Origin of the sequence: Ferruginibacter sp. (assembly GCF_031391665.1) — a bacterium.
Classification (GTDB): Bacteria; Bacteroidota; Bacteroidia; order Chitinophagales; family Chitinophagaceae; genus Ferruginibacter.
Map to the genome: position 1 here is coordinate 1 of NZ_JANMUN010000128.1, position 6,251 is coordinate 6,251.

Genomic DNA, 6,251 nt, shown 5'->3' on the forward strand with positions numbered 1-6,251 from the left:
ATGCAAAAAGATTGGGTGCTCACCAGTTTGTATTAACCAGCGATGCGGCACAAATAAAAAAAGTTACCGGCTATTTCGATTTTATTTTAGACACGGTTTCTTTACTGGCCGAGTGGCTGAGCATGGTAACTTCGGCACCCATTGCCACTGCTAATTTTACACCCATGTGGCCAAGACCACCCAAACCCAATACACCCACTTTATGGCCTTTACCAATTTTCCAATGGCGCAGCGGCGAGTAAGTAGTAATGCCTGCACAAAGTAATGGCGCTACAGCTTCCAACGGTAAATTATCAGCAATGTGCAACACAAAATCTTCATGCACCGTTATAGATTTACTGTAGCCGCCTAAAGTATAGCCACTGCCATCTTTTTCCTGTCCGTTATAAGTACCCACCATGCCGTTGCTGCAAAATTGCTCTAAATCGTTTTTGCAATTATCACATTCCCGGCAACTGTCCACCAGGCAACCTACGCCGGCAATATCACCCACTTTATATTTTTTTACATGATCGCCAACTGCAGTTACACGGCCCACAATTTCGTGACCGGGTACACAGGGATATAAAGTGCCGCCCCATTCGTTACGGGCAGTATGCAAATCGCTGTGGCAAACACCGCAGTATAAAATTTCTATTTGTACATCGTGTGGTTTGGGGGCCCTGCGGTCAATCGTCCAGGGAGCTAATGATGCAGTGGCGCTTTGTGCTGCGTATGATTTTGTAGAAGCCATAAAATATTTATTTTTATTGAGCAACAAATGTAGGCGAGAAAGGTTTGATAAACGAAATAATAAATTATTAATTGATTAGCGGTAACATTTTTTTTGCAGGATAAGATTGTAAATTTACTGTATGGCAACTGTGCAGGATAAAAAGTAACACTATATTTATACGCAGCAATAATACCAGGGTTGTGGTTTAATCAATTTCTCTTTTTAATATTTATTTGTCAGTTTTTTTTACATTTTGCATCAAACATAACTACAACTATTTTGCTTAAATTTGAAATGTGAAAATGCTAAAACAATTTATAATGAATATTAAACCGATTAGAACAAAAAAAGATTACGAACAGGCACTTGCCAGGCTTGAAGTAATTTTTGATTCAAAAAAGGGAACAGATAAAGGAGACGAGTTAGAAATATTGGGGATGTTAATTGAAAACTACGAAAATGAAAAAAATACAATTGGATTTCCTGATCCTGTAGAGGCAATTAAATTTAGAATGGAACAACTTGGCTATAATCAATCCGATTTAGCAAATGTTGTTGGACTAAAAAGCAGAGCCAGTGAAATTCTAAATCGTAAAAGAAAACTCTCTCTTGAAATGATCAGGCAAATACATGACAGATTAAACATCCCTACAGAGGTTTTAATTCAGGCTTACTAAAAAAGCATTTCTGCCAACATTCGGTTTTTTTACATCTTCGGCAGCAGGTAATCGCTCAGGCTGTACGCCTCATTGTTTAAGCATGTTTCTTACTGCACTGTTATTATCAATATGTTCCTTGCTAATAGCAATATCGCCTTTCAAATTTTTTTCAATAACATTATGGCTGGTAAGTTCGGTAGCAAAATCTTTTGCTTTTATAGTAAGAGTGGGTTAAAAACCGGCAATTAATCCCTTTTTCATAAAGCATTTTTTAAGTAAGGCTAAGGTAAATAATATAACTCTGGCCGGTTAGTGCAGGCGGTATTTATTTTTAAGTGTGCGAAAAAGTTTTTTATCCGTAAAAATAATATTTTAAATGCCGGTGAATTTTACCTTTACACCATGGCAGATGTGTATGATAAATCAATCAGAAGCAATAAGATGAACAATATTAAGATTAAAGCACTTGAAATATTTCTAATGAATGATCAGCCATTCACTTGTCCGCATTGTGGTGCAAGATGCAATGAGATTAGCAACTTTTACCATACTAATGCAAAGTTGTTGATTGACCAATGCCTCAATAAGGATTGTGGTTTTATTTGTGGGGAAGAAGATGATGAAGAATTTTTAAATACTCTGTAGACCACATGAAATTAAATATTCGAAAATTGGGTTATAAAATTCAGGCGATCTTGTTTCATCTTTTGAATCTCCTTCCGGCACGAATATTATAATTCCTTCTCTTGACCTTGTCAATAAAACTCTGTACGTATTTAATAAAAATTGTTGCTCAGCGGGGGCATTTGTTTGATTCCATTTTGTACCTGAGAAATTTTTAAACTCCCAATTATTGCCACTTCTTCTCAAATCTGCATCCCAACAAATTCCAACCCAATCTAATTCTAATCCTTGAACTTTATATTCTGTAGCAACCATTTCTAAATAGTATGATGATCGAATGTCCGTTTCATCATTTAAAAACCACATCGCCTCATCAATTACCTCTCTTACTTGAATTCCACAAGGCTTGAGTCGCAATCCTCCAGAACTAGCTACTAAACCAATCCTTTTATTCCCTGATTTTTTTTGCTTAAGCCATTCTCTTGCAGTTTCTATGTTTCGAGTGATTATTAATGGATATTTTTCACTTATTAATTTTGATAATTCTAGAGCTTTCCCAGTTTCATTATTAATTAAAGCATTTACCCAGGCATTCAAATTATTTGCTTTGAACGAGCGCTGGCTTATACTTAGATGCAGGTTTTTATTTTTATAAATTACAATATTTTCAGGAATATTATCAAACAAGGTTTGGTTAGCTGTTGATGAATCTCCTGAAAGTAATTCTTCAGAAATATGGATTTCCCAATTTTTATATTTATTCTTAATCGCTTTACCCCATTCCGCAATACCCCCTTCACCTGTATTTATTTCTTGTCCTCCGCCAACTAATGCAATTATAACCGACCAACCATCATGTCGATTCATAAATTCAAAAATCAATTCAGCTTCTGACTTTTGCTCAATAACAAATGGATTTTTTTCACGATTTTGATTTTGTTTTGCTTTGTTACTGAATTGAATTGCATCCCAACAACGTTGAGCTTCATCAAAAACAACGATTCTTTCAGTTGGTGGCGTAGATTTTCTTATACCATCTTTAATAAATAAGTGTAAATTTTGAATTTTGGCTTTTACTTTAGCAATAGAATCTTTTTTTGTAGGTCGCTTTGATATTTTTCCAATTTTAAATAAAATATTCTTTCTTTCAAAATGATCTCGTCCGAGAGCTTCTTTTAAGACATTTATAAGAGGTACATTTCCTGAGAAATATGCCGTATTGGTTTCTTCTCCTCCAAATTCTTCTTTTTCATGAACCACATTTAAGCCAACTAATGTTTTGCCAGCTCCGGGCACTCCTGTAACAAAACAAACAATTTTTTTATTTTCTATTCTAGCTTGGTTAATAACTTTAATTAAATACTCCGTAGTTTTCTTTAAATCATTTTCTTCAGCGCCAGATTTTGTAATTGTTTCAACTTTTTGACCAGCAAACAATGCTTTTGCTGCTTGAATTATTGTTGGTGTAGGTTGGTATTCACTTTGTTCCCATTTATAAGGATCAATAAAAATATTTGAACTTTTATGAAATTCTAGATATGCTTCATAAATATTTTGAGATAAGTTTATAGCATTTACTTTTAAACAGGGCTTGATAAAAGAATCAAAATTTGAGTTAGTTGATTTCAAAATTGATTTTGCTAAAGGTGCTAAAAGAACGGGAATAATAATTCTATTTTTACTCTCTAAATGAAAATCAAATAAATCGTTTACATAATCTTCAACCTGCCTTATATCTGCCGACTCATATTTTCTTCGATCATACTTAAATTCGATAACAAATATTAAATCGTCTGCAATGATAACGGCATCTATTCTACTTGAAAGTCTAGGTATTTCATATTCAAGTAAAATATGCCAATTCTTAACTGTTACATCAATTTCGATTAATTCAAGAAAAGATTTTTTCAGTATTTGGATACTACTATCCCAAGAAGTAGTTGTAATTGTCCATTGGCTAGAAAAAGAAGTTCCAGCTTTATTGAGTTTACCAATTATTTCGTCTTCGTTTATATTTAAAAAATCCTCTATAGTAGAATGAAAATATGCTTGTTTCATTTTTTGAATTCTTTTGAGTTAAAAAATTCAGCAATTGAAACATCAAGAGCTTTTATAATCCGTTCTAAGATTTCAATAGAAACATTCCGTCTTCCATTCTCTACATCAGTCACATAAGTTCTATCTACCTCCGCTTTGTATGCAAGTGATTCTTGGGAGAGTTCGAGTACCTTCCTTACCTCCTTTATTCTCTGTCCAATTTTCAATTTAATATCCATACCAGGAAGGTCAAACATTGTGGCTTATAATACAACGGACTTTAAGGGTCATGTTTTAACTTGAGTAAAAAAAATATTATAGATGGAAACGACATTAACAACAAGAGAAGACTTTATCGATTTTTTTTCGTAGTGATGAGAAATTAAATTTATTAACTGCTGATGACAGAATTGAAATTTTCTCACAAATACTTTTAGGGAATTCGGATTTTACTAAGAAGTTGCTTGAGGAAGTATTACGAGATTATGGAGTTTCAAACTTGGTGATTTTTGAAATAAAATAGAAATGCATTATTTCTTGCCAATCTCCTCCATAATAAAAGTTCAATAAAGTGTTATCAGTACAAGTGAGTGACACAACGATGTTGACAGCATTGCTACAGTCCGTTCCCAAAAACTCCTCTTATCCACACCCTTCCCACATTTGCTGCTGCACACAATTGCATAACACAAGCTTTACAATTTCTTTACGTTATACAGATAACTTCAATACCTGTAAAACATATACCATGCAGCAAAGTAAAACCATCCTCAGCCTTACGATTGACCTGCTGGCCAATGGCGGCTTTAACCATTTAAAAGATGATGATATATCGGCACTGCACCATTTAATTTTACGGCTGCAGGAGCCGCTGAGTACTATACAGCAAAACCTGCTGCTTACTTTTTGGAACCATGCCGATGCGGCTAACATTACGCCTGCTTTACTGTACCGCTGCAATGCGGTGCTGCAGCAACTGGGCCGCAACCCTATTGAAGAAATTAATGCGGCTATGGAAATGTATTAAGCTCAAGTTTTTCAATTTTCATTTTGTCTTTGTAAACATTGCAGTCTTTTTTCTTTTCTTTTTTTATGGAAAAAAAGAAACAAAAAAGCCACCCGAAAAAGATTACATCCCTTTTTCGGGGTGGTTCCCTGATGAGGCTTTTGTACTACTGTACTTCAGCATTTATTTACTAAAAAGTATTTTAAAAAAAAATTACTGATACTTTCTTGCGTTGGGATTTATTGAAGCACTACATATTTAGTCAATCTATTTTACAATAAAAAAAGATTGGCTAATTGCTTAACCAATCTTTTTTCCATCATGCCTGTTATCAAAACTGTGGTATGCTAACAGGCCTCCTTACATCACGTATATATAGAGGGAATGTGCTTTTATTTTATTTGCGCCAAAGCGGTTTTTTACCCGATGGCCGTATAGTGCTTTTATTTACTGATGATAAATGCAGTTTGCTGTGCGGATCGCCTTTTGTTGTTGCTTTTTGAAAAACATGTTTATCGAAACTGGTTAACGGGTCTTCTATTTTTGCAGGTACTGTTAACCCGTTGCCTGATGGTTCTTCTATTGCCGGGCCTGGTATATTGGTGTTGGCTGTTTTTTCTACCAGCTCTTCGGATAATTCTTTTGCCTGCGGTAAACTTGTTGTGTCGGTTATTTTATCTGCCTGTTCTGTTTGTGGCGGCACAGCTCTTAATGGTGAAATAAATGTTTTTACCGGTGCCGGGTTTGCAGAGGCTATTTTTTTAGCCGTTATATTTTTTGTTACTGCTTTTTTTGCAATTGCTTTTTTTGCAACTGCTTTTTTTGCAACTGCTTTTTTAGGAGCTACTTTTTTTGCGGCAACTTTTTTTGTTGCCGGTTTTTTTATAGCTATTTTTTTTGCAATCGATTTTTTTGCAACCGCTTTTTTAGGCGTGGCTTTTTTTACTGCTGTATTTTTTTTGATTACTTTTTTTGGTGCTGCTTTTTTCTTTACCGGTACTTTAGCACCTTTCTTTTTTGCCTGCGATAAACCAATAGCAATGGCCTGTTTGGGGTTGGTTACTTTTTTGCCGGTGCTGCCGCTGCGTAATGTTCCTTTCTCCATACGCTTTATTGCAGATTTTACTCCTTTTTGTGCTGCCTTAGAATATTTTGCCATAATTAATTTTTTAAAACCAGTATGGTTAATTATTAGTTTGTAATTAACTCA

Annotated in this window: 7 protein-coding genes; 3 read left to right on the forward strand and 4 right to left on the reverse strand. The window is 34.6% G+C overall.

Going from position 1 to position 6,251, the window contains the following annotated elements; genetic code table 11:
• Nucleotides 1–70: 70 nt before the first annotated feature.
• Entirely contained in the window at nt 71–733 is a 663-nt protein-coding gene (locus ACY651_RS09355; RefSeq protein WP_462251993.1) for an NAD(P)-dependent alcohol dehydrogenase, read from the reverse strand.
• A 302-nt stretch (nt 734–1,035) separates the two neighbouring features.
• On the opposite strand from ACY651_RS09355, the gene ACY651_RS09360 reads away from it, so the two are divergent.
• Nucleotides 1,036–1,392 carry a helix-turn-helix domain-containing protein gene (locus ACY651_RS09360; protein WP_462251995.1) on the forward strand — a complete coding sequence of 119 codons (357 nt, stop codon included), beginning with the start codon at nt 1,036–1,038 and terminating at the stop codon, nt 1,390–1,392.
• A gap of 294 nt (nt 1,393–1,686) precedes the next feature.
• Complete coding sequence (locus tag ACY651_RS09365) at nt 1,687–2,019, forward strand: hypothetical protein (RefSeq protein ID WP_462251997.1); 333 nt, start codon at nt 1,687–1,689, stop codon at nt 2,017–2,019.
• On the opposite strand, the gene ACY651_RS09370 is transcribed toward ACY651_RS09365, so the two are convergent.
• Together ACY651_RS09370 and ACY651_RS09375 are read right to left on the reverse strand one after the other, a co-directional pair.
• Nucleotides 2,005–4,056 carry a DUF2075 domain-containing protein gene (locus tag ACY651_RS09370; protein ID WP_462251999.1) on the reverse strand — a complete coding sequence of 684 codons (2,052 nt, stop codon included), beginning with the start codon at nt 4,054–4,056 and terminating at the stop codon, nt 2,005–2,007. The two genes, ACY651_RS09365 and ACY651_RS09370, sit on opposite strands and share 15 nt — an antisense overlap.
• Entirely contained in the window at nt 4,053–4,292 is a 240-nt protein-coding gene (locus tag ACY651_RS09375) for a helix-turn-helix domain-containing protein (RefSeq protein ID WP_462252001.1), read from the reverse strand. The genes ACY651_RS09370 and ACY651_RS09375 overlap by 4 nt, the downstream gene beginning before the upstream one ends.
• Before the next feature lie 491 nt (nt 4,293–4,783).
• Here ACY651_RS09375 and ACY651_RS09380 point away from each other — a divergent pair, with 491 nt between their 5' ends.
• Nucleotides 4,784–5,062 (forward strand): hypothetical protein, encoded by a 279-nt coding sequence (locus ACY651_RS09380; protein ID WP_462252003.1) that lies wholly within the window; start codon nt 4,784–4,786, stop codon nt 5,060–5,062.
• 376 nt (nt 5,063–5,438) lie between these two features.
• On the opposite strand, the gene ACY651_RS09385 is transcribed toward ACY651_RS09380, so the two are convergent.
• Nucleotides 5,439–6,200, reverse strand: a complete 762-nt coding sequence (locus tag ACY651_RS09385; protein ID WP_462252005.1) for a DUF6496 domain-containing protein — start codon at nt 6,198–6,200, stop codon at nt 5,439–5,441.
• Nucleotides 6,201–6,251: the final 51 nt, after the last annotated feature.

What these genes read in the sequence shown, in the direction of transcription:
- ACY651_RS09355 (WP_462251993.1), bottom strand. Translation starts at nt 733, where the DNA reads ATGGCTTCTACAAAATCATACGCAGCACAAAGCGCCACTGCATCATTA.
- ACY651_RS09360 (WP_462251995.1), top strand. Translation starts at nt 1,036, where the DNA reads ATGAATATTAAACCGATTAGAACAAAAAAAGATTACGAACAGGCACTT.
- ACY651_RS09375 (WP_462252001.1), bottom strand. Translation starts at nt 4,292, where the DNA reads ATGTTTGACCTTCCTGGTATGGATATTAAATTGAAAATTGGACAGAGA.
- ACY651_RS09370 (WP_462251999.1), bottom strand. Translation starts at nt 4,056, where the DNA reads ATGAAACAAGCATATTTTCATTCTACTATAGAGGATTTTTTAAATATA.
- ACY651_RS09380 (WP_462252003.1), top strand. Translation starts at nt 4,784, where the DNA reads ATGCAGCAAAGTAAAACCATCCTCAGCCTTACGATTGACCTGCTGGCC.
- ACY651_RS09385 (WP_462252005.1), bottom strand. Translation starts at nt 6,200, where the DNA reads ATGGCAAAATATTCTAAGGCAGCACAAAAAGGAGTAAAATCTGCAATA.